The sequence below is a fragment of the Streptosporangium sp. NPDC023615 genome, from assembly GCF_040640155.1.
In the GTDB taxonomy this organism is placed as follows: Bacteria; Actinomycetota; Actinomycetes; order Streptosporangiales; family Streptosporangiaceae; genus Streptosporangium.
Map to the genome: position 1 here is coordinate 1 of NZ_JBFABE010000060.1, position 25,382 is coordinate 25,382.

Annotated in this window: 18 protein-coding genes; 11 read left to right on the plus strand and 7 right to left on the minus strand. The window is 72.5% G+C overall.

Going from position 1 to position 25,382, the window contains the following annotated elements; genetic code table 11:
- On the plus strand, nt 1-3,910 hold a 3,910-nt coding region (locus AB0G16_RS30205; protein WP_362812449.1), incomplete at its 5' end, for a HAMP domain-containing protein.
- Nucleotides 3,911-4,025: 115 nt separating this feature from the next.
- Here the strand turns inward: AB0G16_RS30205 and AB0G16_RS30210 are convergent.
- Nucleotides 4,026-4,676, minus strand: a complete 651-nt coding sequence (locus AB0G16_RS30210) for an NAD(P)-binding domain-containing protein (protein WP_362812452.1) — start codon at nt 4,674-4,676, stop codon at nt 4,026-4,028.
- A gap of 123 nt (nt 4,677-4,799) precedes the next feature.
- On the opposite strand from AB0G16_RS30210, the gene AB0G16_RS30215 reads away from it, so the two are divergent.
- Complete coding sequence (locus AB0G16_RS30215) at nt 4,800-5,222, plus strand: helix-turn-helix domain-containing protein (RefSeq protein ID WP_362812455.1); 423 nt, start codon at nt 4,800-4,802, stop codon at nt 5,220-5,222.
- 115 nt (nt 5,223-5,337) lie between these two features.
- Here AB0G16_RS30215 and AB0G16_RS30220 read toward each other — a convergent pair whose 3' ends face one another.
- Nucleotides 5,338-6,177 (minus strand): TetR/AcrR family transcriptional regulator C-terminal domain-containing protein, encoded by an 840-nt coding sequence (locus AB0G16_RS30220; RefSeq protein ID WP_362812458.1) that lies wholly within the window; start codon nt 6,175-6,177, stop codon nt 5,338-5,340.
- 54 nt (nt 6,178-6,231) lie between these two features.
- Here AB0G16_RS30220 and AB0G16_RS30225 point away from each other — a divergent pair, with 54 nt between their 5' ends.
- From AB0G16_RS30225 to AB0G16_RS30245, 5 genes are all read left to right on the plus strand, one after another.
- Nucleotides 6,232-7,764, plus strand: coding sequence for an MFS transporter (locus tag AB0G16_RS30225; RefSeq protein WP_362812461.1), 1,533 nt, complete (start codon nt 6,232-6,234; stop codon nt 7,762-7,764).
- 342 nt (nt 7,765-8,106) lie between these two features.
- Entirely contained in the window at nt 8,107-9,405 is a 1,299-nt protein-coding gene (locus AB0G16_RS30230) for an aspartate aminotransferase family protein (protein ID WP_362812464.1), read from the plus strand.
- 17 nt (nt 9,406-9,422) lie between these two features.
- Complete coding sequence (locus tag AB0G16_RS30235) at nt 9,423-10,943, plus strand: CoA-acylating methylmalonate-semialdehyde dehydrogenase (protein ID WP_362812562.1); 1,521 nt, start codon at nt 9,423-9,425, stop codon at nt 10,941-10,943.
- Between the two features lie 108 nt (nt 10,944-11,051).
- Nucleotides 11,052-12,446 (plus strand): extracellular solute-binding protein, encoded by a 1,395-nt coding sequence (locus AB0G16_RS30240; protein WP_362812467.1) that lies wholly within the window; start codon nt 11,052-11,054, stop codon nt 12,444-12,446.
- Nucleotides 12,447-12,742: 296 nt separating this feature from the next.
- The gene (locus AB0G16_RS30245) at nt 12,743-13,972 is read left to right on the plus strand and encodes a saccharopine dehydrogenase C-terminal domain-containing protein (protein WP_362812470.1); all 1,230 of its coding nucleotides are present in this window, start codon (nt 12,743-12,745) and stop codon (nt 13,970-13,972) included.
- Between the two features lie 35 nt (nt 13,973-14,007).
- Here the strand turns inward: AB0G16_RS30245 and AB0G16_RS30250 are convergent, their stop codons facing one another.
- Both AB0G16_RS30250 and gabT read right to left on the minus strand, forming a co-directional pair.
- Nucleotides 14,008-14,250 (minus strand): hypothetical protein, encoded by a 243-nt coding sequence (locus AB0G16_RS30250; protein ID WP_362812473.1) that lies wholly within the window; start codon nt 14,248-14,250, stop codon nt 14,008-14,010.
- 242 nt (nt 14,251-14,492) lie between these two features.
- Nucleotides 14,493-15,869 (minus strand): 4-aminobutyrate--2-oxoglutarate transaminase, encoded by a 1,377-nt coding sequence (gabT, locus tag AB0G16_RS30255; protein WP_362812476.1) that lies wholly within the window; start codon nt 15,867-15,869, stop codon nt 14,493-14,495.
- Between the two features lie 90 nt (nt 15,870-15,959).
- On the opposite strand from gabT, the gene AB0G16_RS30260 reads away from it, so the two are divergent.
- A complete protein-coding gene (locus AB0G16_RS30260; RefSeq protein ID WP_362812479.1) occupies nt 15,960-17,648 on the plus strand; it encodes a PucR family transcriptional regulator in 1,689 nt (562 codons plus the stop codon).
- Here AB0G16_RS30260 and AB0G16_RS30265 read toward each other — a convergent pair.
- Nucleotides 17,629-18,261 carry a TetR/AcrR family transcriptional regulator gene (locus tag AB0G16_RS30265; protein ID WP_362812481.1) on the minus strand — a complete coding sequence of 211 codons (633 nt, stop codon included), beginning with the start codon at nt 18,259-18,261 and terminating at the stop codon, nt 17,629-17,631. The two genes, AB0G16_RS30260 and AB0G16_RS30265, sit on opposite strands and share 20 nt — an antisense overlap.
- Nucleotides 18,262-18,475: 214 nt before the next feature.
- Between AB0G16_RS30265 and AB0G16_RS30270 the strand changes: the two genes are divergently transcribed.
- Nucleotides 18,476-19,903 carry an aldehyde dehydrogenase family protein gene (locus AB0G16_RS30270; RefSeq protein WP_362812484.1) on the plus strand — a complete coding sequence of 476 codons (1,428 nt, stop codon included), beginning with the start codon at nt 18,476-18,478 and terminating at the stop codon, nt 19,901-19,903.
- A gap of 118 nt (nt 19,904-20,021) precedes the next feature.
- Here AB0G16_RS30270 and AB0G16_RS30275 read toward each other — a convergent pair whose 3' ends face one another.
- Nucleotides 20,022-21,284, minus strand: a complete 1,263-nt coding sequence (locus tag AB0G16_RS30275; RefSeq protein WP_362812488.1) for a hypothetical protein — start codon at nt 21,282-21,284, stop codon at nt 20,022-20,024.
- Between the two features lie 114 nt (nt 21,285-21,398).
- On the minus strand, nt 21,399-22,577 hold the full coding sequence (locus AB0G16_RS30280) for a peptidase (RefSeq protein ID WP_362812491.1): 1,179 nt from the start codon (nt 22,575-22,577) through the stop codon (nt 21,399-21,401).
- Between the two features lie 327 nt (nt 22,578-22,904).
- On the opposite strand from AB0G16_RS30280, the gene dxr reads away from it, so the two are divergent.
- Complete coding sequence (gene dxr, locus AB0G16_RS30285) at nt 22,905-24,092, plus strand: 1-deoxy-D-xylulose-5-phosphate reductoisomerase (protein ID WP_362812494.1); 1,188 nt, start codon at nt 22,905-22,907, stop codon at nt 24,090-24,092.
- Between the two features lie 34 nt (nt 24,093-24,126).
- A complete protein-coding gene (gene ispG, locus AB0G16_RS30290) occupies nt 24,127-25,293 on the plus strand; it encodes a flavodoxin-dependent (E)-4-hydroxy-3-methylbut-2-enyl-diphosphate synthase (RefSeq protein ID WP_362812498.1) in 1,167 nt (388 codons plus the stop codon).
- The last annotated feature ends 89 nt before the right edge of the window (nt 25,294-25,382 follow it).

Sequence of the window (25,382 nt, forward strand, 5' to 3'; positions counted from 1 at the left end):
GGGCAACCTCACCGACCAGGTCCGCAGCATCGCGCAGGTCACCACGGCCGTCGCCAAGGGCGACCTGTCGCAGAAGATCACCGTGGACGCCCGGGGCGAGATCCTCGAACTCAAGAACACCATCAACACGATGGTGGACCAACTCTCGTCGTTCGCCGACGAGGTGACCCGGGTCGCCCGCGAGGTCGGCACCGAGGGACGACTGGGCGGGCAGGCCGACGTCAAGGGCGTCTCGGGCACCTGGCGCGACCTCACCGACTCGGTCAACTACATGGCGGGCAACCTCACCGACCAGGTGCGCAACATCTCACAGGTGGCCACCGCCGTCGCCCGCGGCGACCTGTCGCAGAAGATCACGGTCTCGGCGCGGGGCGAGATCCTGGAGCTGAAGAACACGCTGAACACGATGGTGGACCAGCTCTCGTCGTTCGCCGACGAGGTGACCCGGGTCGCCCGCGAGGTCGGCACCGACGGCCGGCTGGGCGGGCAGGCCGACGTCAAGGGCGTCTCGGGCACCTGGAAGGCGCTGACCGAGTCGGTGAACGTCATGGCCGACAACCTCACCGCCCAGGTGCGCAGCATCGCGCAGGTCACCACGGCCGTGGCCAAGGGCGACCTGTCGCAGAAGATCCGGGTGGACGCCCGGGGCGAGATCATGGAGCTGAAGGAGACCATCAACACGATGGTGGACCAGCTCTCGGCCTTCGCCGACGAGGTGACCCGGGTGGCACGCGAGGTCGGCACCGAGGGCAACCTCGGCGGCCAGGCCACCGTGCGGGGGGTCTCGGGCACCTGGAAGGACCTCACCGACAACGTCAACTCGATGGCCAACAACCTGACCAGCCAGGTGCGCAGCATCGCGCAGGTCACCACGGCCGTCGCCCGCGGCGACCTGTCACAGAAGATCACCGTCGAGGCCAAGGGCGAGGTCGCCGCGCTCGCCCAGACCATCAACACCATGGTCGACACGCTGAGCGCGTTCGCCGACGAGGTGACGCGCGTGGCACGCGAGGTCGGCACCGAGGGCGAGCTGGGCGGTCAGGCGCGCGTGCCCAACGTGGCGGGCACCTGGAAGGACCTCACCGACAACGTCAACTCGATGGCCAACAACCTGACCAACCAGGTGCGCAACATCGCGCAGGTCACCACGGCCGTCGCGCAGGGCGACCTGACCAAGAAGATCGACGTGGACGCCCGGGGCGAGATCCTGGAGCTCAAGACCACGATCAACACGATGGTGGACCAGCTGTCGTCGTTCGCCGCCGAGGTCACCCGGGTGGCGCGCGAGGTGGGCAGCGAGGGACGGCTGGGTGGCCAGGCCGAGGTCGAGGGCGTCTCGGGCACCTGGAAGCGGCTGACCGAGAACGTCAACGAGCTGGCCGGCAACCTGACCCGCCAGGTGCGGGCCATCGCCGAGGTGACCAGCGCGGTGACCTCGGGCGACCTCACCCGCTCGATCACCGTCGACGCCTCGGGCGAGGTGGCCGAGCTCAAGGACAACATCAACTCCATGGTGAAGTCGCTGCGCGAGACCACCCTGGCCAACCAGGAACAGGACTGGCTCAAGTCGAACCTGGCCCGCATCTCCGGGCTGATGCAGGGGCACCGCGACCTGGCGGTCGTGGCCGAGCTGGTGATGAACGAGCTGGCGCCGCTGGTCTACGCCCAGCACGGGACGTTCCTGCTGGCCGAGGAGAAGCCGGACGGCTCACAGCTGCGGGTCGTCGGCTGCTACGGGCACCGCGACACCACCCGCCGGCACTTCTTCGGCGACTCCCTGGTGGGACAGGCCGCCGTCGCCAAGCGGCCGATCCTGGTCGAGGACATCGCCCCCGGCTACCTCACGATCTCCTCCAGCCTGGGATCGGCCGGGCCGGTCAACCTGATCGTGCTGCCGATCATCGTCGAGGACCAGGTGCTCGGCGTGATCGAGCTGGCCAGCCTCAACCGCTTCACCCAGGTGCACCGGGCCTTTCTGGAGCAGCTGGTGGAGACCATCGGCGTCAACGTCAACACCATCGTCGCCAACGCCCGTACGGACTCGCTGCTGACCGAGTCGCAGCGCCTGGCGACCGAGCTGCAGGTCGGGCAGGAGGAGCTGCAGCGCTCCAACGCCGAGCTGGAGGAGAAGGCCGAGCTGCTGGCCCGGCAGAACCGCGACATCGAGACGAAGAACAGCGAGATCGAGCAGGCCCGCCAGGAGCTGGAGGACCGAGCCAAGCAGCTCGCGCTGGCCTCCAAGTACAAGAGCGAGTTCCTGGCCAACATGAGCCACGAGCTGCGCACCCCGCTCAACTCGCTGCTCATCCTGGCCCAGCTCCTGGCGCAGAACCCGGCGCGCAACCTCACCGCCAAGCAGGTGGAGTACGCCAACGTCATCCACTCGGCCGGCACCGACCTGCTCCAGCTGATCAACGACATCCTCGACCTGTCGAAGATCGAGGCGGGCAAGATGAACATCAGCCTCGAACCGCTGCCGCTGCGGCAGCTCCTGGACTACGTCGAGGCGACGTTCCGCCCGCTGACCACCGAGAAGGGGCTGCGGTTCGACGTCGTGGTCGCCCCCGATGTGCCCGAGGAGCTGCTCATGGACGAGCAGAGGCTCCGGCAGGTGCTGCGGAACCTGCTCTCCAACGCGGTGAAGTTCACCGAGAGGGGCTCGGTCGAGCTCCGTATCGAGCGGGTGGAGCGGATGGACCTGGCCGGGGCGCGCGACCAGGAGGTGCTCGCCTTCAGGGTGGTGGACACCGGCATCGGCATCGCCGAGGAGAACCTGTCGCAGATCTTCGACGCCTTCCAGCAGGCCGACGGCACCACCAGCCGCAAGTACGGCGGCACCGGCCTGGGGCTGTCGATCAGCCGGGAGATCGCCACGCTCTTCAACGGTGAGATCCGGGCGGTCAGCACGCTGGGGGCGGGCAGCACCTTCAGCCTCTGCCTGCCGATCGCCGACCTCACCCTCGGCGGCACCGGCCAGGCCGGTGGGCGGGGGCCTGCCCCCGCGGCCGCCCCGGTCCTCTCGGCGCCGCCGGTCGTGCCGGTGCCGGAGCGGTTCCCCGGCACCGAGGGGCGGCGCCTGCTCGTCCTGGAGTCCCGGCCCAACGGGCTCCTGTCCCAGCTCGCCGAGAGCGTCGTGGCCGACCTGCCCGAGACGCACGGGCCGGTGCAGGTGTCGGCCGCCAACGACCCGGTCGCCGCCGTGGAGATGCTGAACACCGACACCCACCACTGCATCGTGCTCGACCTGGGCATGCGCCAGGACGCGGCGGCCGACTTCCTGCGCATGCTGGACGACGACCCGGTCCTGCGGGAGCTGCCGGTGCTCGCCCACCACACCCGCACGCTCACCCGCCCGCAGGAGAACCTCCTCAAGGGCCGGTCCAACACCCAGCCGCTGGAGCGCCTGCCCAGCCTCGACGAGCTGCGCGAGCGCATCACCCTGCACCTGTCGGCGCCCGAGCCGGGTGACGTGCTGCCCCTGGTGCAGCCCAGCCCCGACGAGCGGCCCCAGCCGGTGGAACAGGTGGACACGGTGCTGGTGGACAGGAAGGTCCTGGTCATCGACGACGACGTCCGCAACGTCTTCGCGCTGACCAACATCCTGGAACTGCACGGCATGCAGGTCCTGTACGCGGAGAACGGCCGCAAGGGCATCGAGATCCTGTCGCGCAACGAGGACATCGACCTGGTCCTGATGGACATCATGATGCCGGAGATGGACGGCTACGCCGCGACCGCGGCCATCCGCAAGATGGCCGACTTCGCGGACCTGCCGATCATCGCGGTGACCGCCAAGGCCATGCAGGGCGACCGGGAGAAGACCCTGCAGGCGGGCGCCAGCGACTACGTGACCAAGCCCGTCGACGCCCAGGAGCTGCTCCGCCGCATCCAGCGGTGGCTGGAGATCTGACCCGCTCCGGGACGGGCCGCCCCCGGCCCGTCACCGGCCTGTCACCGGCCCGGCGGGCCGTCCCGGCGTCACCACCGGGACGGCCCGCGACGGTGCCGGGCGTTCGTGCGTCCGGTCAGGCCGCGGCGGGTGTGATCAGGTTGAACACGGTGTACGGGTCGGCCCCCCCGAACAGGAGACCGATGACGACCGCGGCCATCGCCTCGAGGTGGCGTGCGCGGTGCAGCGGCCCGATCCGCACGGGGACGCAGCCGAGGTCGGCGATCAGGGTCCTCGCGAGGGCGGCGGACCCGGCGTCGTCGCCGGCGAAGGGGACGGCCAGGGGCCGGCCGTCGAACGCCGGGGGTCTCATCTCCCACACCCTGGCCTGGCAGAGGTTGAAGGCCTTGACGACGTTCGAGCCCGTCGCGAGATCCTGGATCCGCTCGGCGAGCGACGTCCCGGCGGGCGTCACCAGGGTGAAGTCCTCGACCTCCACCGGGTTGTTGCAGTCGATGATCGTCTTTCCCTGGAAGGCGCCCTCGGCGGCCCCCGCGTCCCGCAGCGTGGACAGCACGCCCTCATGGCGGATCGCCACCAGCACGACGTCACCGAAGCCGGCCGCCTCCCGCGGGGTGCCGTGCCGGGCACCCGCGCCGATCCTCTCCGCGAGGAGGGCGGCCCGCTCGGGCGTCCGCCCGGCGATGAGGACCTCGTGCCCGGCCTCGACCCACCGGGTGGCCAGCGCGTCGCTCATCAGCCCGGCACCCAGAACACCGATCTTCATGTGCTTCCTCCATCATTGGTACGACGGTCGCCGGTGGCGACGGGCGGGCCCGGACGCGCGTGGTCGGGCCTTCGGGCACGCACCCGGGTCCCGGGCCGCCCGTCGCCGGTCGATGTCCACGGTATGGATCCGATGGTTACCGGCAGGTTCCTGTCGGGGACGGCGGAGGGGGAGCGGCAGGTGGCGGACTTCGACAGGCCCGGGGACGTGTTCCTCGCCGACTGCCCGGCCCGGCTCGCGGTCGACGTCGTCGCCGACACGTGGTCGGTCGTGGTGATCTTCGCGCTGGGGAGGGGGCCGCGGCGCTACGGTGACCTCAAGGCCCTCATCGGGGGGATCAGCTCCAAGATGCTGACCCAGACCCTGCGCCGCCTCCAGGGGCACGGCCTGATCAGCCGGCACGCCTACCCGGAGGTCCCGCCGCGCGTCGAGTACGACCTCACCGACCTCGGCCGGAGCCTCCTGGAGCCCATCGAGATGCTGTCCCGGTGGGCCGAGTCCCACGGCGACGCCGTGCTCGCCGCGCAGGACCGCCGGGAGGGGTGACGGGGGGCGGCCGGGGTCGCCGGTCTCCCGGTGACGCCGGCCCCTCCGGACGACCCGCCGGCGCGGGGAGCGGGGCCGCCGGATCCGCCGTGACCGTGCCCCACGTCCCGGGACCTCAGCGTGAGGCCGTGCCGCCGTCCCCGCCGTCCCCGCCGTCCCCGCCGCGCGGGACGGCCGGGGTGGACGCCCGCGAGCGGCTCCGCGACGCCGGCGGGGGGGACGGGGGAGGCGCCGGGCGTGAGGCCGCGCGGTTCAGGCGGGCCTCCAGGCCGTCGAGCAGGCAGGTCAGGCCGAACTCGAAGTTGAGCGCCCGGGAGGTGTCGACGTCCATCTTCTTGAACTCGGCGTACCGGGCGACCAGCTCGGGGTGGCCGGCCGCGGCCTTCTCCACCACCGGCTGGATGACCGCGTTCATCCCGTTGGAGTCGAGCCCGGTGCGCTCCAGCATGTTCCGCCAGGACAGCTCGGGGGTGGTGACCCCGATCACGTAGGACATCAGCGCCGAGGCCGCGTAGTCCTGGTCCATGCCACGGAATCCCGCCCGGTCGAAGGTGGCGACCAGCCGGCCCATCATCCGCATGGCGTTGGGACCCAGGGCGGGGGTGCACCCCACCAGATTGATCACCCACGGGTGCCGCATCAGCGCCTGGCGCATGCCGTAGGCGAAGGAGGCCGCGACGTTGCGCCAGGAGGTCTCGTCGATCTCCGGGACGTCGAACTCGCCGTAGACCTCGTCGAGGACCAGTTCCAGGAGCTCGTCCTTGTTGGCCACGTACCAGTAGATGCTGGTGGCCCCGGACCCGAGCTTGGCGCCCAGGCGGCGCATGCTCAGCGCGTCCGGGCCCTCGGAGTCCAGCAGCGTCATGGCCGCGCGCACGATCTGCTCGCGGCCCAGCGCCGGGCTCTTGGTGGTGCGCGGCTCGCGCGCCCAGACGGAGCTGAAGTGCTCTTTCACACGACCAGCATAAATCCGGTGGTACACCGTTCGACGATGTCGTACAGTGTGCGAGTGGAATCGAACACTGTACGAGACGAACGTGACCCGAGGCGCTGGTGGATCCTCGGGGTGCTCTGCCTGAGCCTGCTGGTCCTGGTGGTGGACAACACCGTCCTGAACCTGGCCATCCCGGCCCTCATGGTCGACCTGGGCGCCAGCCCGTCCGACATCCAATGGATCATCGACGCCTACGTCCTGGTCTTCGCCGGGCTTCTGCTCACCTCGGGCAGCCTGTCCGACCGCTACGGCCGCAAGCGTTTCCTGATCATCGGGCTGGTGCTGTTCGGCGGCGCCTCGCTGCTCGCCGTGCTGGTCACCGAGCCCTGGCACCTGATCGGCGCCCGCGCCCTGATGGGCGTCGGCGGCTCCATCCTCATGCCGAGCACGCTGTCGATCCTGATCACCGTCTTCGACGAGGGGGAGCGCCGCAAGGCGATCGCCGCGTGGAGCGCGGTGGCGATGGTCGGCGTGATCGCCGGTCCGACGCTCGGTGGCTTCCTGCTCGAACACTACTGGTGGGGCTCGATCTTCCTGATCAACGTGCCGGTCGCGATCGTCGCGGGCATCGCCGCGACACTGCTGATGCCCGAGTCGCGCGGCCCGGCGAGAAGGCTGGACCCGGCCGGCGTGCTGCTGTCGACCGTCGGCATGGGCGCGCTGGTCTACGTGGTCATCTCGGCGCCGTCGGCCGGCTGGACCTCGGCGGGGACGCTGGTCGCGGCGGCCGTCGCCGTGGCCGCGCTGACCGCGTTCGTGATCTGGGAGCGCAGGACCGACCACCCGATGCTCCCGCTGGAGCTGTTCCGCGACCGCAACTTCAGCGGCGCCTCCTTCTCGATCGTGCTGATGTCGTTCGGCACCGGCGCGCTGCTGCTGATGCTCACCCAGTACCTGCAGTTCGTGCTGGGCTACGGCCCCATGCGGGCCGGGCTGGCGCTGCTGCCGTACGCGGTGGCCGCGGCCCTGTTCAACGTGGTGGGCGCCGGCCTGGGGAGCAGGGTCAGCAACCGGGTGCTGGTCGCCGTCGGGCTCGCCGTGATGGCCTGCGGCTTCGCCGTGCTCGCCTTCATGACCGCCGAGACCGGGTACGGCACGCTGATCGCCGGCCTCATGCTGATGGGGATCGGCGGCGGGCTGGCGGGTCCCGCGGCCTACGCGACGCTGATGGGGGCCGTGCCGCCCGCGCACGCCGGCGTCGGGTCGGCGCTCAACGACACCGTCCAGCAGGTCGGCATGGCGCTGAGCATCGCCGTGCTCGGCAGCGTGCTGGCCGCCTTCTACACCTCCTCGATGCCCGCGGACGCGCCCGCCGCCGCCCGCGAGTCGATCGGCGAGGCGATGCGGCTGGGCGACCCGGGGGTGATCGGGACCGCGCGGGAGGCGTTCGTCTCGGCCATGTCGTTCGGCTCCTGGGTGGGCGTCGCCTTCACCCTGGCCGCGGCCACCCTGGCGTTCGCGGTGCTGCGGCCCGCGCCCCCGGCGGGATCGGGCACGGGGCCGGCGGGGCCGGGTACGGAGGCGGGCCTGGTGAAGGCGGAGGGCTGAGACGATCTCCCGGGCGCCGGTCACGGGGGCGCGCCCGGGACGGTCTCGGGAGCGTCTCGTCCGGCCCCGCGTGATTGCCCCGGCGGCGGGCGGGGGAGATGCTGGTACCACGGCCGCGCGGGGCGCGGCCGGGCCGAGGACCGGGGTCCTCCCTCGCCCCCTCGTGCGGCTTGCGGCATCCGTCGCATGGCGCAAGCCGTACGAGGCCCGACGCCGCGGGGCCGGCTCGGCGGGGCGGCCGGTCACGAACGAGCGCTGGATCTGACAGTGTGACGGGTTTGATCGGGATGTGCCGACATGTTGCAGGTAGGAGTGGTGGCCCCCAGCGGTGATACTCGATACATGTCGGACCTCCTTGCGCGTCACCGCGCGGTAATGCCCAACTGGCTGGCCCTCTACTACGACGAGCCCATCGAGATCGTCTCGGGCAAGGGCAACCGGGTCGTCGACGCGTCCGGCAAGAGCTACCTCGACTTCTTCGCCGGCATCCTGACGAACATGATCGGGTACGACGTGCCCGAGGTGCGGGAGGCCGTCGAGCGGCAGCTCGCCACCGGGGTCGTGCACACCTCCACGCTGTATCTGATGCGCGGCCAGATCGAGCTGGCGGAGAAGATCGCCCGCCTCTCCGGCATCCCGGACGCGAAGGTCTTCTTCACCAACTCCGGCACCGAGGCCAACGAGACCGCGCTGCTGCTGGCGACCTACGCGCGCCGCTCCGACCAGGTGCTGGCCATGCGGCAGAGCTACCACGGCCGCTCGTTCGGCGCGGTCGGCGTGACGAGCAACCGCGCCTGGAAGAACAGCTCGCTCTCGCCGCTCAACGTGCACTTCCTGCACGGCGCCGACCGGCACCTGACCCCGTTCCGGGGCATGTCCGACGCCGACTACGTCGCCGCGTGCGTCGAGGACCTGCGCCACGTGCTCTCCACCGCCGTCGGCGGCGACGTGGCCGCGCTGATCGCCGAGCCCGTCCAGGGCGTGGGCGGCTTCACCATGCCCCCGGACGGCCTGTTCGCCGCCTACCGGGAGGTGCTGGCCGCCGAGGGCGTCCTGTTCATCTCCGACGAGGTGCAGACCGGCTGGGGCCGTACCGGCTCGGCCTTCTTCGGCATCCAGAACCACGGCGTCACGCCGGACATGATGACCTTCGCCAAGGGGCTGGGCAACGGCTTCGCGGTGGGCGGCGTCGTCGCCCGCGGCGACCTGATGGACGGCCTGCACGCCGTCGGCCTGTCCACGTTCGGCGGCAACCCGGTCTCGATGGCCGCCGCCAACGCCACCCTGGACTACGTCCTCGACCACGACCTGCAGGCGAACGCCGCCAGGACCGGCGCCCTGATCATCGACGGGCTCCGCGAGGCGGCCCCGCGCCTGCCGATCGTCGGCGACGTCCGGGGCAAGGGCCTGATGTTCGCCCTCGACCTGGTCGACCCGGCGACCGGCGCGCCGGCCCCGGCGCTCGCCGGCCGCTTCATGGAGGAGACGAAGGAGGCGGGCCTGCTGGCCGGCAAGGGCGGCCTGTACGGCAACGTGGTCCGGATGGCACCGCCGCTCACCCTGACCGCCGACGAGGCCGCCGAGGGCCTCGGGATCATCGTCGGCGCGCTCGAGACCGTCAACGCCGAGGTCGCCCCGTGAAGAACATCACCCACTGGATCGGCGGCGGCCCCGTCGAGACCGCCGGGACCGCCGGGACCCTCGGCGGCGCCGAGGGGGCGGTCCGTACCGCCGACGTCTTCCGTCCCGCGACCGGAGAGGTCGCCGGGCGGGTCCACCTGGCCTCGGCGGCCGAGGTCGACGCGGCCGTGGCCGCCGCCGTCGCCGCCTGGCCCGCGTGGCGGGACGCCTCGCTGGTCAAGCGCTCGCAGGTGCTGTTCCGCTTCCGCGAGCTGATGTACGCCAACCGCGACGAGCTCGCCCGGCTCGTCTCGGCCGAGCACGGCAAGGTCCACTCCGACGCGCTGGGCGAGGTCGCCCGCGGCCTGGAGGTCGTGGAGTTCGCCTGCGGCATCCCGCACCTGCTCAAGGGCGGCTTCTCCGAGGGCGTCTCCACCCGGGTCGACTCCTACTCGATCCGGCAGCCGCTGGGCGTGGTCGCGGGGATCACCCCGTTCAACTTCCCGGCGATGGTGCCGATGTGGATGTTCCCCATCGCGATCGCCGCGGGCAACGCCTTCGTCCTCAAGCCGTCGGAGAGGGATCCCTCGGCGTCGCTGCTGATGGCCTCGCTGTGGAAGGAGGCCGGGCTGCCCGACGGCGTGTTCAACGTCGTGCAGGGCGACAAGGTCGCGGTGGACCGGCTGCTGGAGCACCCGGACGTGCGCGCGGTCTCGTTCGTGGGCTCCACGCCCATCGCCCGGTACGTCTACGAGACCGGCACCCGGCACGGCAAGCGGGTCCAGGCGCTGGGCGGCGCCAAGAACCACATGCTGGTCCTGCCCGACGCCGACCTCGACCTCGTGGCGGACGCCGCGGTGTCGGCGGGCTTCGGCTCGGCGGGCGAGCGCTGCATGGCGATCTCCGTGGTGCTGGCCGTCGACCCGGTCGGGGACGAGCTGGTCGACCGGATCGTCTCGCGGGTCTCCGAGCTGACCGTCGGCCCCGGCGACGACCCCGCCTCGCAGATGGGACCCCTGATCACCGGGGCCCACCGGGACAAGGTGGCCTCCTACCTCGACCTGGGCGTCGCCGAGGGGGCCAAGCTGGTGGTGGACGGACGCCGGACGCCGGTCCTGGGCGGCGGTGCCGCCGAGGAGACCCCCGGCTTCTGGCTGGGGCCCACGGTCCTGGACCACGTGCCGGCCGGCTCCCGGGTGCACACCGAGGAGATCTTCGGCCCGGTCCTGGCGATCGTCCGCGTCTCCTCGTACGAGGAGGGCCTGGAGCTGATCAACGGCGGCGAGTTCGGCAACGGCACCGCGGTCTTCACCAACGACGGCGGCGCGGCCCGGCGCTTCCAGAACGAGGTGGAGGTCGGCATGATCGGCATCAACGTGCCGATCCCGGTGCCGATGGCCTTCTACAGCTTCGGCGGCTGGAAGGCCTCGCTCTTCGGCGACACCCACGTGCACGGCACCGAGGGCGTGCACTTCTACACCCGTGGCAAGGTCGTCACCTCCCGCTGGCTCGACCCGAGCCACGGCGGCGTCAACCTCGGCTTCCCCACCAACGGGTGATCACGCGGCCGGCTCCCGCGCCGCCGGGAACGGTCACGCGGGCGCCTGCGAGGGCCGGGGAGGGCCGGTAGGCTCCCCGGCAGGTCGTGGACATCGGGAGGAGACCTCGTGGGCGGGGACAGGGGCGGCCGGACGCGTCTCGGGGCGCTGCTGGGGGCGGGCCTGCTGCTCGCCGCGTGCGCCCAGACCGGGGGCGTGACCACGACCGGAGGCGTGACCACGACCGGAGGCGTGACCACGACCGGAGGCGTGAGCGGGGCCGGAGGCGTGAGCGGGGCCGGAGCGGAGGACGGGGCAGGGACGGCGGGCGCGGCCCGGGCGGAGCGGGCCCCCTCGCCCCCCGCGACGACCTCCCCCGCCGCGCCGGCCGCGTCGCCGTCGCCGTCGCCGTCCGGAGCGTCGGCGACACCCGCTCCCGGTTCCGGCGTGACGTCGTCGGCCACCCCGCGCTCCACGCCGTCGGCCTCCGTCGGCAAGGGCGAGGGCGCCCTGCAGGTGCTCACCTACCAGGGACACGTCGAGTTCGGAAGCTCGGGCTCGCGGATCAACTGGGTCTCGCCCTTCGAGGAGAGGAGCGGCTGCGTCGTACGGGTCGACCGGGTCCGGACGGGCGAGGAGATGGCGAGCAGGTTCGCCGCCGGGACCTACGACGTCGTCTCACCCTCCCCCGACCTGGCCGGGCTGCTGGTGGCCGACGGCAAGGTCGCGCCGCTGGACACCTCGCTGATACCCGAGTACAGGCACATCCCCAAACGCCTGCGCGAGCTGCCCGGCCTGCGCGAGGACGGCAGGGTGTACGGCGTCCCCTACCTGTGGGGCGTCAACCGGGTGATCTACGAGGGGGACGGGACGCGGAAGGCCGAGGCGCTGTACGCGGGAGCTCCGGCGGGCATCCGCGACAGCCCGCTGAGCATCGCCGACGCCGCGCTCGCCCTCGCGAGGACCCGCCCGGACCTGGACGTCGACGACCCGTTCCAGCTCACCCCCGCGCAGCTCGACGCCGCGGCGGACCTGCTGGCCGAGGGCGACGGCCCCGACCGCGTCTACTGGAACGACTCGCTCGACCTGGTCAGGGCCCTGTCGTCCGGTCCGGTGCGGATCGCCCAGGCCCTTCCCTACCACCTGGACCTCTTCCGCAGGGCGGGCCGTCAGATGAAGGTCGCGCCGGAGGGGCCGGTGACCGGATGGGTCGACTCCTGGATGGTCTCGGCCACGTCCGCCAGCCCGAACTGCGCCTACCGGTGGCTCGACTGGATGGCCTCGGAGGGGGCTCAGCGTCCCGCCGCGGCCTGGACGGGGCTCGCCCCGGCCAATCCGGAGGCGTGCGGCGGGCACGCCCGCCGGATCTGCGACACCTACCGCGTACGCGACGGCAAGGGACTCCGCGACGTCCTGTTCGCCTCCCGCCCGGCGCGGGACTGCGGGAGCGGGGGCGAGGGCGGGGGCGGCACGTGCACCGACTACGCCGACTGGACGGAGCGCTGGAAGGACCTGGTGAAGTGAGCGGGACCCGCGGGTCCCGCCGCCCGAGGTGAGCGGGACCGGCCGACCCCGCGTGAGGTGAGCGGGACTGCGACCTCCCGCGTCAGGTGAACGGGGCCCGCCGGCCCGCGCGAGGGGTCCCGGTGAGGTGGGCGGACGCGTCGACCCGGCCGTTCCTCTCCCTGTCCGGCCTGGTCCGTCCACCGCGGCCTCGGCGACGCTTTCCGTCGCCATGATCAATTCTGACGATGGATTCGGTGGCCGAATCGCGCCCCCTCTATCGACTGGTCGACCAGTCAGTGGATAATATGTCCGTTATGAGGATTCTGCTTGTCGGGGCGGGCGGCGTGGGCTCCGCCGTGGTCCCCATCGCCGCGCGCCGGGATTTCTTCGAACACGTCGTGGTGGCCGACTTCGACCGGGACCGGGCCGCCGCCGTCGTGGCCCGGGTCGCGGACCCGCGCTTCAGCGCCGTCGGACTGGACGCCTCCGACCGGGCGGCGGTGCGGGCCGCGCTCGCCGAGCACCGCTGCGACGTGCTGTTCAACGCGGTGGATCCCCGCTTCACCATGTCCCTGTTCGAGGCGGCGCTCGACGCCGGCGCCGGCTACCTGGACATGGCGATGTCGCTGTCGCGACCCCACCCGCTCAGGCCGTACGAGCTGCCCGGGGTGAAGCTCGGCGACGAGCAGTTCGCGCTCGGCGGGGCGTGGCGCGAGCGGGGCGGGCTGGCGCTGGTCGGCATGGGCGTGGAGCCGGGGCTGGCCGACGTGTTCGCGCGCTACGCCGCCGACCACCTGTTCCGCGACATCGAGGAGATCGGTATCCGCGACGGGTCCAACCTGGTGGTCGACGGCTACGACTTCGCCCCGACGTTCTCCGTCTGGACGACCATCGAGGAGTGCCTCAACCCCCCGGTGATCTGGGAGGACGGCCGCTGGCACACCACCGAGCCGTTCAGCGAGCCGGAGGTCTTCGACTTCCCCGAGGGGATCGGGCCGGTCGAGTGCGTCAACGTCGAGCACGAGGAGGTGCTCCTGGTGCCGCGCTACATCGACGCCCGGCGGGTGACGTTCAAGTACGGCCTCGGCGAGGAGTTCATCGGGGTGCTGAAGATGCTGCGCAAGCTGGGCCTGGACAACGCCGGCAAGATCAGGGTGGGGGGCGTGGAGGCGTCGCCGCGCGAGATGGTCGCGGCCAGCCTGCCGGACCCCGCCACGCTCGGACACCGGATGCGGGGCAAGACCTGCGCCGGGACCTGGGTGAAGGGCACGGGCAAGGACGGCGCGCCGCGCGAGGTCTACCTCTACCACGTGGTGGACAACGAGTGGTCGATGCGCGAGTACGGCTGCCAGGCCGTGGTCTGGCAGACGGCCGTGCACCCGGTGGTCGCCCTGGAGCTGCTGGCCACCGGCGTCTGGTCGGGCACCGGGGTGGTCGGCCCCGAGGCCTTCGACGCGGTGCCCTTCCTGGAGTTGCTGACCGCCTACGGGTCGCCGTGGGGCGTGCGCGAGCAGGGCGCCGGGGCCTCCCTCATGGTCGCCTGATTCTTCCGGCCGCCGGGAGGAGGCGGCTTCGGCCGTCAGAAGAAGGCGGCGCGGCGGGGACGGGAGTGGGCGTCGCCCTGCTGAGGGAGCAGCGCGTCCGCGCACTCCGGGCAGGCGAAGAGCGCCGTGCCGTCGGGCAGCCGGCCGATCCTGATCCGTGGGCGCGGCCACTTCTTGTGGCAGGCCACGCAGGCGTCGCCCTCACGCTGGGTGCGGGTCAGGCCCTCGGGGTCGAAGGTCATCGTCACATGCGCCGTTCTGGTCGGCCCCCAGTTCATATGTGTTTCCTCCGTGTGGAGACCTCGACCTTCTCCCCGGTACGGTCCTGGGGAGGATGCCGACACGTTTTCTGTCTTGATCGAGCACTTTCACATCGGAACCGTTATAACGCGGTCATGACCCGTGATCGCTGTGGCGGGTGTCAAGCGGTGGTTAAATCACGGCCTGCATGCGGGCCGTATAACGGCAAAAGGGACACCCAGCGTCAAGCCGGGTGCCCCTTTTGTTGCGGTCTAAACCGTCACGTCTCGTTCACCGCCTTCTCCAGGATCGCCAGTCCCTCCTCCAGAAGGTGGTCCGGAATGACCAGCGGGGGCAGGAAGCGCAGCACGTTGCCGTAGGTGCCGGCGGTCAGCACGAGCAGTCCCTCGGCGTGGCACCTGGCGGCGATCTCGGCCGCCGCGGTGGGGTGCGGGTCCGTGGTGCCCGGGACCACCAGCTCGACGGCGATCATCGCGCCCCGGCCGCGCACGTCGCCGATCACCGGGTTGCGCTCCGCCAGGGCGCGCAGCCGCGGCAGCATGGCCGCGCCGATCCGGCGGGCCCTGCCGGTCAGGTCCTCGGCCTCGATGGTCTCCAGCACGCCCAGCGCCGCCTCGCAGGCGAGCGGGTTGCCGCCGTAGGTGCCGCCCAGCCCGCCCACGTGCACCCTGTCCAGGATCTCGGCACGGCCGGTGACGGCGGCCAGCGGCAGGCCGCCGGCGATGCCCTTGGCGGTGACGATGATGTCGGGCACGATCCCCTCGTGCTCGCAGGCGAACAGGTCGCCGGTGCGGGAGAAGCCGGTCTGGACCTCGTCGGCGACGAAGACGATGCCGTTCCGGCGGCAGAACTCCAGGATCGCGGGCAGGAACCCCGGGGCGGGCTCGATGAAACCGCCCTCGCCCGCGATCGGCTCGATCACCACGGCGGCGACGTTCCCGGCGCCGATCTCCTTGGTGATCTTGTCGATCACCTGGGCGGCGGCCTCCTCGGCGCAGTTCTCCGGCCCGGTGGGCCAGCGGAACGGGTAGGCCAGCGGCACCCGGTACACCTCTGGCGCGAACGGCCCGAAGCCGTGCTTGTACGGCATGTTCTTGGCCGTCAGCGTCATGGTCAGCAGGGTCCTGCCGTGGTAGCCGTGCTCGAAGACGACGACCGCCTGGCGGCCGGTGGCGTGGCGGGCCACCTTGACCGCGTTCTCCACGGCCTCGGCGCCGCTGTTGAGCAGGAAGGTGCGCTTCTCGTGGTCGCCGGGGGTGATCCGGTTCAGCTCCTCGGCGACCCGCACGTACGACTCGTACGGGGTGACCATGAAGCAGGTGTGGGTGAAGTCCGCGACCTGCCGGCGCACCCGCTCGACCACGCGCGGGGCGGCGTTCCCGACGCCGGTCACCGCGATGCCGGAGCCGAAGTCGATCAGCGAGTTGCCGTCGGCGTCGACGACGACACCGCCGCCGGCGTGCGTCACGAAGACGGGCAGCGTGGTGCCGATGCCCGGCGGCACGGCGGCCTGCTTGCGGGCCAGCAGCTCGCGCGACCTCGGGCCGGGGATCTCGGTGACGAGGCGGCGCTCCTGCGGGAGGGAGGGGCCGCCCTCGCCGGCGGTGCCGGTGGCGGTGCCGATGACGGTGCTCATGCTGCGAAGGTATGTCGTGGATGCCGGGGTGCCGATGATGCACAATGGAAAATCGATCGGACCGTACTCGACATAACGTACAAAGCTGGAGTGGCCGTGCCGCCGACACTGCGCGTCATCGTACGGCGGCCGTCGCTGGGGCTGGACGTGCTCGCCGCCGGGGAGTCGCTCGACCGGCCGGTGCGCTGGGTGGCGGTCAGCGAGCTGGAGGACCCCACGCCGTTCCTGGAGGGGGACGAGCTGGTCCTCACCACGGGCATGCGCCTGGACGACGGCAACGCCGCCGGCTACGTGGAACGCCTGGTCGCCAGGGGCGTCGCCGGCCTCGGATTCGGCACCGGGCTCGGCCACGAGACGATTCCCCGGGCGCTGGTCGAGGCCGCCGCGCGGGCCGGGCTGCCCCTGGTCGAGGTGCCGCGCGCCATCCCGTTCGTCGCGATCGGCAAGGCGGTCAGCGAGCTGATCGCCGCCGAGCAGTACGACGAGCTCAGCCGGGCGTTCGCGGCCCAGGGCCGTCTCACCCGCGCCGCCCTCCGCCCGGAGGGGCCGCGCGCGGTGGTCGACCGCCTCGCCCGCGAGCTGGGCGGCTGGGCGGCCCTGCTGGACGAGGCCGGGGCGGTGCTGCACGCGGCGGGCCGGGGCGCGGCGACCGCCGCGAGGGACCTCGGCCCCGAGCTGGAACGGCTGAGAGGCGACCGCCGGGGCGCGCCCGCCACCCTGGCCCTGTCCTCACCGGGGGAGCACATCGTCGTACGGCCGCTCGGGGCGCGCCGGGTCAGGGCGTTCCTCGCCGTCGGCCTCGGCGGGCCCTTCACACCCGTCGCGCACACCGTGGTCAACGCCGCCGGGTCGTTGCTGACGCTCGCCGTCGAGCACGGCGGGGAGCACCTGGCCGCGGAGCGCAGGGTCCGCTCCGCGGTGCTGCGGCTGCTGCTGGCCGGGGAGACCGGGGCCGGGCGCGAGACGCTGGAGCGGCTGGGGGAGGGACTCCCCGAGGGGCCGCTGGCCGTGCTCGTCGCGGCGGGCGGACCGGGAACGGCGCCGCGGTCGGGAGCGGGGCCGCCGGGAACGGGGCCGCGGCCGGGACGGGGGGAGACGCCGCTGGAGGCGGCCGAGGCCGTGCCCGGCGGGTTCGCGGCGGCCGACAGGGACGCGGTGACCGGTACGGGCAGGGTGGTGCTGCTCGTACCGGCCTCGGACGCCGACGCCGGGGCGGTGGCGCTCGGCGGGCACGGCCCGGTCGGGATCGGCGACGCGGCCGGACCCGGAGACCTGCGCGCCGGTCTCGGCCGGGCCGAGCGGGCGCTCGCCGCCGCCGGACGGGGCGCCGCGCCGGTGATGCGTTTCGCCGACCTCGCCGGCCAGGGGCTGCTCTCCCTGATCGACCCCGGTACGGCGGCGGCCTTCTCCTCGGCGCTGCTGGCCCCCCTCACCGGGCACGGCTCCCGCGTCGACCTGCTGGGGTCGCTCCGCGCCTACCTGGAGTGCAACGGCCACTGGGACGCGGCGGCGCAGCGGCTCGGGGTGCACCGCCACACCCTGCGCTACCGGATGCGCCGCGTCGCCGAGCTCGTCGGCCGCGACCTGGACGATCCGGCGGTCCGCGCGGAGCTCTGGGTCGCCCTCGCCGTCACCGCGCCCGAGGCGTCCCACGCGCCTGAAGTGTCCTACGCGCCTGAAGTGTCCCGCGTGCCCGAGGCGTCCCACGCGTCCGGAGCGTCCGAGACGGCACGCGCGCCCGGGACGTCCTCGCCGGCCGTCAGCGACGGCGAGGGGTGACCAGGTACCGGGAGATCACCGCGTAGGTGACCGCGTCGTAGGTGCCGCCGTCCCGCAGGTGCCCGGCACGTTCCAGGCTGATGGCGCCCTGGGCGGCGGCCCACAGCGCGTCCGCTATCCTCCTGGGCTGGGTGGGCACGATGTACCCGGAGGAGATGCAGTCGGCGATCACCCGGTCGACGACGTTCAGCGCCGCGCGGGCGAGGGTCCTGGCCCGCTCGCTCGGCGCGAAGCCGGGGATGGCACGTTCGAACATCAGGGCGTAGTAGCCGGGCTCCGACAGCGCGGCGTCCCGGTAGGCGGGGGCGAGCGCGCCGAGGTGCTCCATGGCGTTCTTGCGCCGGGGCACCGCCTCCAGGCACCGCCGGAAGCGCTCGAAGCCCTCCAGGTAGAGTGCCTCGGCCAGGCCCTCCTTGCTGCCGAACATCGTGTAGATGACGGTCGTGGAGCACCCCGCCTCGGTGGCGATGCGGCGCATGGACAGGCTCTCCGGCCCCATGGTGACGAGCAGTTGGCTGGCGACGTCGAGCAGCCGCATCCGCAACCGGTCCTGGGAGGCGCGCTCGCCGACGAGATAGGCGCCCTGGAGGCCGCGTGGCGCCGAGGGGATCATGCGCCCACGCCCTTCCGCTCCGAGTGTCCATCCGGTGACTTAGCCACGGTGAAGATCATTCAAACCGGCACCATATAAGCAATAACCGTAAATACCGCCGTTTTCGTTACAAGACGGGTGAGTGACAGTTTTTATGCGGAACGGCGCGCGGACACGGGTCCGTTGTGCGGACTGGAGCAGGGCCGCCCGGCCGCCGGTGGCATAGCGTCGGGGTATGGACGTGCGCCCCTTCTGGCTCGCCGGTCGCCCCGCCACCGGCGACACCGAGCTCACCGTGACCAACCCGCACGACGGCCGCGTCGTCGCCGTCTGCTCCGTGCCGGCCCCCGAGCAGGTGGAGGAGGCCGTGGCCGCGGCGGCGGCCGTACGCGCGACGGCCGCCGCGCTCCCGATCCACGTGCGGGCCGAGGCGCTCGCGCACGTCTCGCGCCGCCTGGCCGAGCGGGCCGACGAGATCGCCCGCCTGATCACCGCGGAGAACGGCAAGCCGATCTTCTGGGCCCGTGGCGAGGTCGGCCGCGCCGTCTCGACCTTCCGGTTCGCCGCGGAGGAGACCCGCCGCCTCGGCGGCGAGACCGTCCGCCTGGACACCGAGGCCGCCTCCGCCGGCCGTCTCGCCTATGTCTCGCGCGTCCCGTACGGCCCGGTGCTGGGCATCACGCCGTTCAACTTCCCGCTGAACCTGGTGGCGCACAAGGTGGCCCCGGCGGTCGCGGCCGGAGCCCCGATCGTCCTCAAGCCCGCCCCGGCGACACCGGTCTCCTCCCTGGTGCTGGGGGAGATCCTGGCCGAGACCGACCTGCCCGAGGGCATGTTCTCGGTGCTCCCGGTGCCCAACGACCGGGCCGCGACGCTGACCGAGGACCCGCGCCTGCCGGTCGTCTCCTTCACCGGCTCGGCCCCGGTGGGGTACGCGATCATGGACCAGGTGCCGCGCAAGCACGTGACCCTGGAGCTCGGCGGCAACGCCGCCGCGGTCGTGCTCGCCGACGCCGACCTCGACTGGGCCGCCTCGCGGATCGCGCTGTTCTCCAACTACCAGGCGGGTCAGAGCTGCATCGCCGTCCAGCGGGTGATCGTCGAGGCGTCGGTGCACGACGACTTCGTGGCCCGGCTCGTCCCGGCCGTCGAGGCCCTGGTGACCGGCGACCCGGCCGACGAGAAGACGCAGGTGGGCCCGCTGGTCTCGGTCGAGGCGGCCGAGCGCGTGGAGCGGTGGGTCGGCGAGGCCGTCTCCGCGGGCGCCCGCGTGCTGACCGGCGGCACCCGCGACGGAGCCACGGTCGCGCCGACCGTCCTGGCCGACGTGCCGGCCGACGCCAAGGTCTCCCGCGAGGAGGTCTTCGGCCCCGTCATGATCGTGCAGAGGGTCTCCGGCGTGGACGAGGCCTTCGCCGCCGTCAACGACTCCCGGTACGGCCTGCAGGCCGGGGTTTTCACCCGCAGCCTGGAGGTCGCCTTCCGGGCCAACCGGGAACTGGAGGTCGGCGGAGTGATCATCGGTGACGTGCCGTCCTACCGCGCGGACCAGATGCCCTACGGCGGTGTCAAGGACTCGGGTGTGGGCCGCGAGGGCATCCGCTCGGCCATCGCCGACCTCACCTACGAGAAGGTCATGGTCCTCACCGGGCTGACCCTCTGAGCGGGCGGCGGCCGGTGAACGCGTGGCGGCCGGTCCGGCACCCGCCGGCGGACGGCCGCCTCGCGCCCCGCCGAACGGGCCGGTCGGGGATCCGCCGGCGGGACGGGCCGAGGCCGGTTCAGGACCGGCCGGCCACGGCGTAGAGACTCCTGGCGGTGGCGCCGAAGTAGGGGCCGTACATGGTGCGGCGGTCGTCGCTGTACTTGAAGCTGCTGACCGAGACGATCGTGCCGCGGCCGGTGGAGGCGTCGAAGCCGGTCAGCCAGGGCCCCCCGCTGGATCCGGCGGTCATGTCGCAGCGCATGCCCTGGTCGGCGGTCTGCCCGTTGGGGTCGTCGCGCAGCGGTCCCGAGCAGTAGACCAGGTGCTCGCCGTCGTAGGGGGTGTCGGCAGGGAAGCCGAAACCGCTGGCCGAGCGCCCCCGGGGCGTGCCGAAGGCGATGCCCTGGCCGCCCACGACGTCGCCGAGATGCCTGCCGCCGCTGGTGCCGACCGCCACCATGCCGATGTCGTGGCTGTCGTCGCCCTTGCGCGCCCAGGGGCCCGCGACGAACATGCGGCGCGCGGTGTACTGCCCGTACGGGCGGCGGCCCTGGGCGTAGCCGGGGACGAAGGTCCAGTTGTCGGCCCAGGCTCCGGCGCCGTCCTTGACGCAGTGACCCGCGGTCACCACCAGGTCCCTGTTGGCGCTCCTGACCGAGCTGGCCGAGCACACGAAGTCGCTCCCGCCGATCGTCAGGAACACCCGTCCGGTGGTACGCCCCACCATGCCGCCCGCCGTCCAGCGGGCCCCCGCGGTCCGGGCCGGCAGGACGGTGCCGGGCGCGCGGGACGTCGCCGCTCCGGTCCCGGCGGCGCGGGTCGCGGCGGTGCGGGTCGCGGCGGTGCGGGACGGGGGCACGCCGGCGCGGAGGGAAAGGGCGCGCGGTCCCCCGGCGGGGGCGGGGCGCACCCCGGTCGCGGAGACGGGCCGCACCCAGGTCGCGGAGGAGAGCAGACCTCCGGCGGTGGAGAGACGGCCGAGCAGCCCGGTGACCTTCGCGAGCGGGTCGAGGGGGAGCGCCGCGGCCATCCGCCGGGGAGTCCAGTACCGGAGCACGCGCTCCTGCTCGGCGGCGGTGCGGGCGGGCACGTGCTCGGCCACGTCCGGCGCGTCCGGCGGGGGTGCCTGTCCGGCCGTTCCCGTGACGGGGGGCCGTGCCCCCGCGGCCGGTTCCCGTACCGCCGGCGTGTGCGTCGAGGGTGTGTGCGTCGAGGGTGTTCGCGTGAGGGGCGTCCGATCCGGGAGGGCCCGCCCGGTGGCCGTGGCGCCGGTCACCGGGACGCTCAGCAGGCCGACGACGAGCGAGACGGCCGCAAGCAGGGGGAGGCTCGGGGTCATGAGACCCGATTTTGCACTACTGAGGGTGCTCTTGTGATTACTTCTGGTGGATCTCGAGGGACATCGGTGGGCGGCCCGGGGGACGCCGGTCCTCGGCCCAGGGTGTGCCGACGGTCATTCCCGGGATGTGCCGGTGGTCTGCGCGGCCTCGTAGACGGCCTGGGCCTCGGTCCCGAAGTAGGGGCCGAACATCCAGCCCGCGGCGAAGCCGTACTTGAAGCTGTTCACCGAGTTCAGGGTGCCGAGACCGGTGCCCTCGTCGAAGTCGAGGAACCAGGGCCCGCCGCTCGACCCGCCGGTCATGGTGCAGTTCAGCCCGATGTCACGGGTCATGAGGAAGTCGTCGAACGCGCGCCCGGCGCAGTAGACGAGCCTCGAACCGTCGTACGGGGCTCCCGCCGGGTAGCCGAAGGAGTGCATCTGCCGGCGGCGCGGCTGGTTGAAGGCGACGCCCTGGCCGCCGACCGCGTCGGTCAGCGCCCTGCCGTTCAGCGGTGCCACCACGGCGGAGGCCACGTCGTGGTTGACGTCCTCGCTGTTGTTCCACTGCGGGGTGGTGTAGAGCGTGGTGGCCACCCAGGTGCCGTGGGGCCGGTCGCCGTTCTCGTACCCCGGGACGAAGACCCAGTTGCCGTGGAAGGCCCCGCCCATCCTCACGCAGTGCCCCGCGGTCATCACCGTGCTCCTGTTCTCGCTGGTGACGGCGCTCGCCGAACAGGAGGCGTTGCGGCCCTGGTAGGTGAAGAACACCCGGCCCGCGGTCCTGGTGATCGCCCCGCCGCGGGTCCACGGCGAGCCGGTGGAGGGGCGGGCCGCCGCTCCGCGGGTGACGGTGACGGTGCCGTCGCCACCCGTGCCACCCGTGCCACCCGTGCCGCCCGCGCTGTCCGGGCCTTCCGGGACGGTGGCGGGAACGGTGACGGGATCGGCGGCCGCCTGGGCCGCCTTCGCGGCCGCGGTGAGCCGGGCGCCCTCCTTCCCCGGGACGAGGGCGGCGAGCGGCCTGGCCGCCTCCATCCTCGCCTCGGTCCAGTAGCGCTGGACGGCCCGCTGCTCGGCCTTGGTGTCGGCGGCCTCCCTCTCGACCGGCCGGGGTACGGCTCGCACCGCCACGGCGCCCGCGACGGCATCCGTGCCGGCGCCCGTGCCGGCACCTGCGGCAGCGGTCGCGGCAGCGCCTGTGGCGGCGTCCGTGCGGGTGGTCGCGGCGGCCCCGGAGACGATCGCCGTCGAGAGCAGGGTGCCGCCCGCGACCAGGCCGAGAACAGGGACAAATAGCGCACTATGCCGCATACATACCTCCCGAGACGGTTGCTGTCCGGGACGCTAACGGGCCGTACATACGTATTTCTCAAGATTTACAACTATTGATATGAGGAGATTCGGACTTAAATATCTCCTTTTATCGTCTGTTTCAGGGATAACGGATTCTCCTGTCGCCCCGACCGAATCGGATGCCCCCCGCCCGTCCGGGGCCGTGATCCCGGAGATCCCGGAGATCCCGGAGATCCCGGAGATTCAGGCGATTCAGATGATCCCGGTGACACCGGTGATTCCGGCGGTGCCGTGTGACCGCCCCGGGCGGTTCGACAGCGTCGTCGCAGCCGGGAGAATGGGGCGGTGCAGACAGACAGCGTCGTCCGTTCCGTCGTCCTGCTGGGTTCGACCGGCTCCATCGGGACCCAGTCCCTCGATGTCATCGCCCGCAGTCCCGGCCGGTTCCGGGTGGCGGCGCTGGCCGCCGGAGGGGGCCGGGTCGACCTGCTGGCCCGCCAGGCGGCCGAGTTCCGGCCCGAGGTGGTCGCCGTCGCCGACCCCTCGGCGGTGCCCGCGCTGAGGGAGGCCCTGGCCGCGCACGGCGTGGACGCGCGGGTGCTGGCCGGCCCCGAGGGGGTGGCCGAGACCGCGGCCTGGCCCGCCGACATCGTGCTCAACGGCATCACCGGCGCCCTGGGCCTGACCTCCACGCTGGCCGCGCTGGAGGCGGGGCGGGTCCTCGCCCTCGCCAACAAGGAGTCGCTGATCGTGGGCGGGCCGCTGGTGAAGCGCCTGGCCAAGCCCGGCAGCCTGATCCCGGTGGACTCCGAGCACTCAGCCCTGGCCCAGTGCCTGTGGGCGGCCGGGCCCGGCGGCCCGGACGCGCGGGCCGTGCGGAAGCTGGTGGTCACCGCGAGCGGCGGGCCCTTCCGGGGCAGGCCGCGCGCGGACCTGGCGGACGTGACCCCCGAGCAGGCCCTCGCCCACCCCACCTGGTCCATGGGGCCGGTCATCACGGTGAATTCCGCCACACTCGTCAACAAGGGGCTGGAGGTCATCGAGGCCCACCTGCTCTTCGACATCGGTTTCGACCGCATCGAGGTCGTCGTCCACCCCCAGTCGGTCATCCACTCGATGGTGGAGTTCGTCGACGGCTCGACCGTGGCCCAGGCCAGCCCGCCCGACATGCGCCTGCCCATCGCGCTGGCCCTCGGCTGGCCCGAGCGGGTCGCCGGCGCGGCCCGGCCGGTCGACTGGACCACCGCCCACACCTGGACGTTCGAGCCGCTCGACGACGAGGCGTTCCCCGCCGTCGCGCTCGCCCGCCACGTCGGCACGGCCGGAGGCACGGCCCCGGCCGTCTACAACGCCGCCAACGAGGTCTGCGTCGAGGCCTTCATGGCCGGGCGCCTGCCCTTCCTCGGCATCGTCGACACCGTGGCGTCGGTGGTCTCCGAGCACACCGTCACCGAAGCCGGTTCGGTGGCCGAGGTGCTCGACGCCGACGCGTGGGCGAGGATCCGGGCACGCGAGCTCACCGGGACTGCCTAGACTGGTGAGCGTCGTCCACTCTCAAGGGCTGAAAATGACTTCTGTTGCTCTCGGAATCCCGTCCGTAAGGACCAGGCCGATCGCCGAGCGACGCGCGTCCCGTCAGATCATGGTCGGTTCCGTCCCGGTGGGCGGGGACGCGCCGGTCTCCGTCCAGTCGATGACCACCACGGTCACCGCCGACATCAACGCGACGCTCCAGCAGATCGCCGAGCTGACCGCCTCGGGCTGCCAGATCGTCCGGGTCGCCGTCCCGTCCCAGGACGACGCCGACGCACTGCCGATCATCGCCAGGAAGTCGCAGATCCCGGTGATCGCCGACATCCACTTCCAGCCGAAGTACGTCTTCGCCGCGATCGACGCGGGCTGCGCCGCCGTCCGGGTCAACCCCGGCAACATCAAGAAGTTCGACGACAAGGTCGGTGAGATCGCCCGCGCCGCCGCCGACCGGGGCGTGCCGATCCGGATCGGCGTCAACGCCGGCTCCCTCGACCCGCGCCTGCTGCAGAAGTACGGCAAGGCCACCCCCGAGGCGCTGGTGGAGTCGGCGCTGTGGGAGTGCTCCCTGTTCGAGGAGCACGGTTTCCGCGACATCAAGATCTCCGTCAAGCACAACGACCCGGTCGTGATGGTCCAGGCCTACCGCCTGCTCGCCGCCCGCTGCGACTATCCGCTGCACCTCGGCGTCACCGAGGCGGGCCCGGCCTTCCAGGGCACGATCAAGTCGGCCGTCGCGTTCGGCGCCCTGCTCTCCGAGGGCATCGGCGACACCATCCGGGTGTCGCTGTCGGCCCCGCCGGTCGAGGAGGTCAAGGTCGGCAACCAGATCCTGGAGTCGCTCAACCTGCGCGAGCGAGGCCTGGAGATCGTCTCCTGCCCCTCCTGCGGGCGCGCCCAGGTCGACGTCTACACCCTGGCCGAGCAGGTCCAGGCCGGCCTGGAGGGCATGAAGGTCCCCCTGCGTGTCGCGGTGATGGGATGCGTCGTCAACGGACCCGGCGAGGCCCGTGAGGCCGACCTCGGCGTCGCCTCCGGCAACGGCAAGGGCCAGATCTTCGTCAAGGGAGAGGTCATCAAGACCGTCCCCGAGTCGCAGATCGTGGAGACCCTGATCGAGGAGGCCCTGCGCCTGGCCGAGGCCATGGGCGTGGAGGTCGACCTCGACGACGACGCCGCCGGACCCCAGGTGGTCGTCGGCTGAGACGTCCGGGGGCGCGGCCCGCGCCCCCGCCCGGCACGTCCTCCCGCCCCGTGCGGCCCCCGTGCGGCCCCCGCCGGTCCACTGCCGGC

Coding starts and splice junctions, on each gene's coding strand:
- AB0G16_RS30210 (WP_362812452.1), bottom strand. CDS start 4,676: ATGAAGATCGGTGTTCTGGGTGCCGGGCTGATGAGCGACGCGCTGGCC.
- AB0G16_RS30215 (WP_362812455.1), top strand. CDS start 4,800: ATGGATCCGATGGTTACCGGCAGGTTCCTGTCGGGGACGGCGGAGGGG.
- AB0G16_RS30230 (WP_362812464.1), top strand. CDS start 8,107: ATGTCGGACCTCCTTGCGCGTCACCGCGCGGTAATGCCCAACTGGCTG.
- AB0G16_RS30245 (WP_362812470.1), top strand. CDS start 12,743: ATGAGGATTCTGCTTGTCGGGGCGGGCGGCGTGGGCTCCGCCGTGGTC.
- AB0G16_RS30250 (WP_362812473.1), bottom strand. CDS start 14,250: ATGAACTGGGGGCCGACCAGAACGGCGCATGTGACGATGACCTTCGAC.
- gabT (WP_362812476.1), bottom strand. CDS start 15,869: ATGAGCACCGTCATCGGCACCGCCACCGGCACCGCCGGCGAGGGCGGC.
- AB0G16_RS30265 (WP_362812481.1), bottom strand. CDS start 18,261: ATGATCCCCTCGGCGCCACGCGGCCTCCAGGGCGCCTATCTCGTCGGC.
- AB0G16_RS30270 (WP_362812484.1), top strand. CDS start 18,476: ATGGACGTGCGCCCCTTCTGGCTCGCCGGTCGCCCCGCCACCGGCGAC.
- AB0G16_RS30275 (WP_362812488.1), bottom strand. CDS start 21,284: ATGACCCCGAGCCTCCCCCTGCTTGCGGCCGTCTCGCTCGTCGTCGGC.
- AB0G16_RS30280 (WP_362812491.1), bottom strand. CDS start 22,577: ATGCGGCATAGTGCGCTATTTGTCCCTGTTCTCGGCCTGGTCGCGGGC.
- ispG (WP_362812498.1), top strand. CDS start 24,127: ATGACTTCTGTTGCTCTCGGAATCCCGTCCGTAAGGACCAGGCCGATC.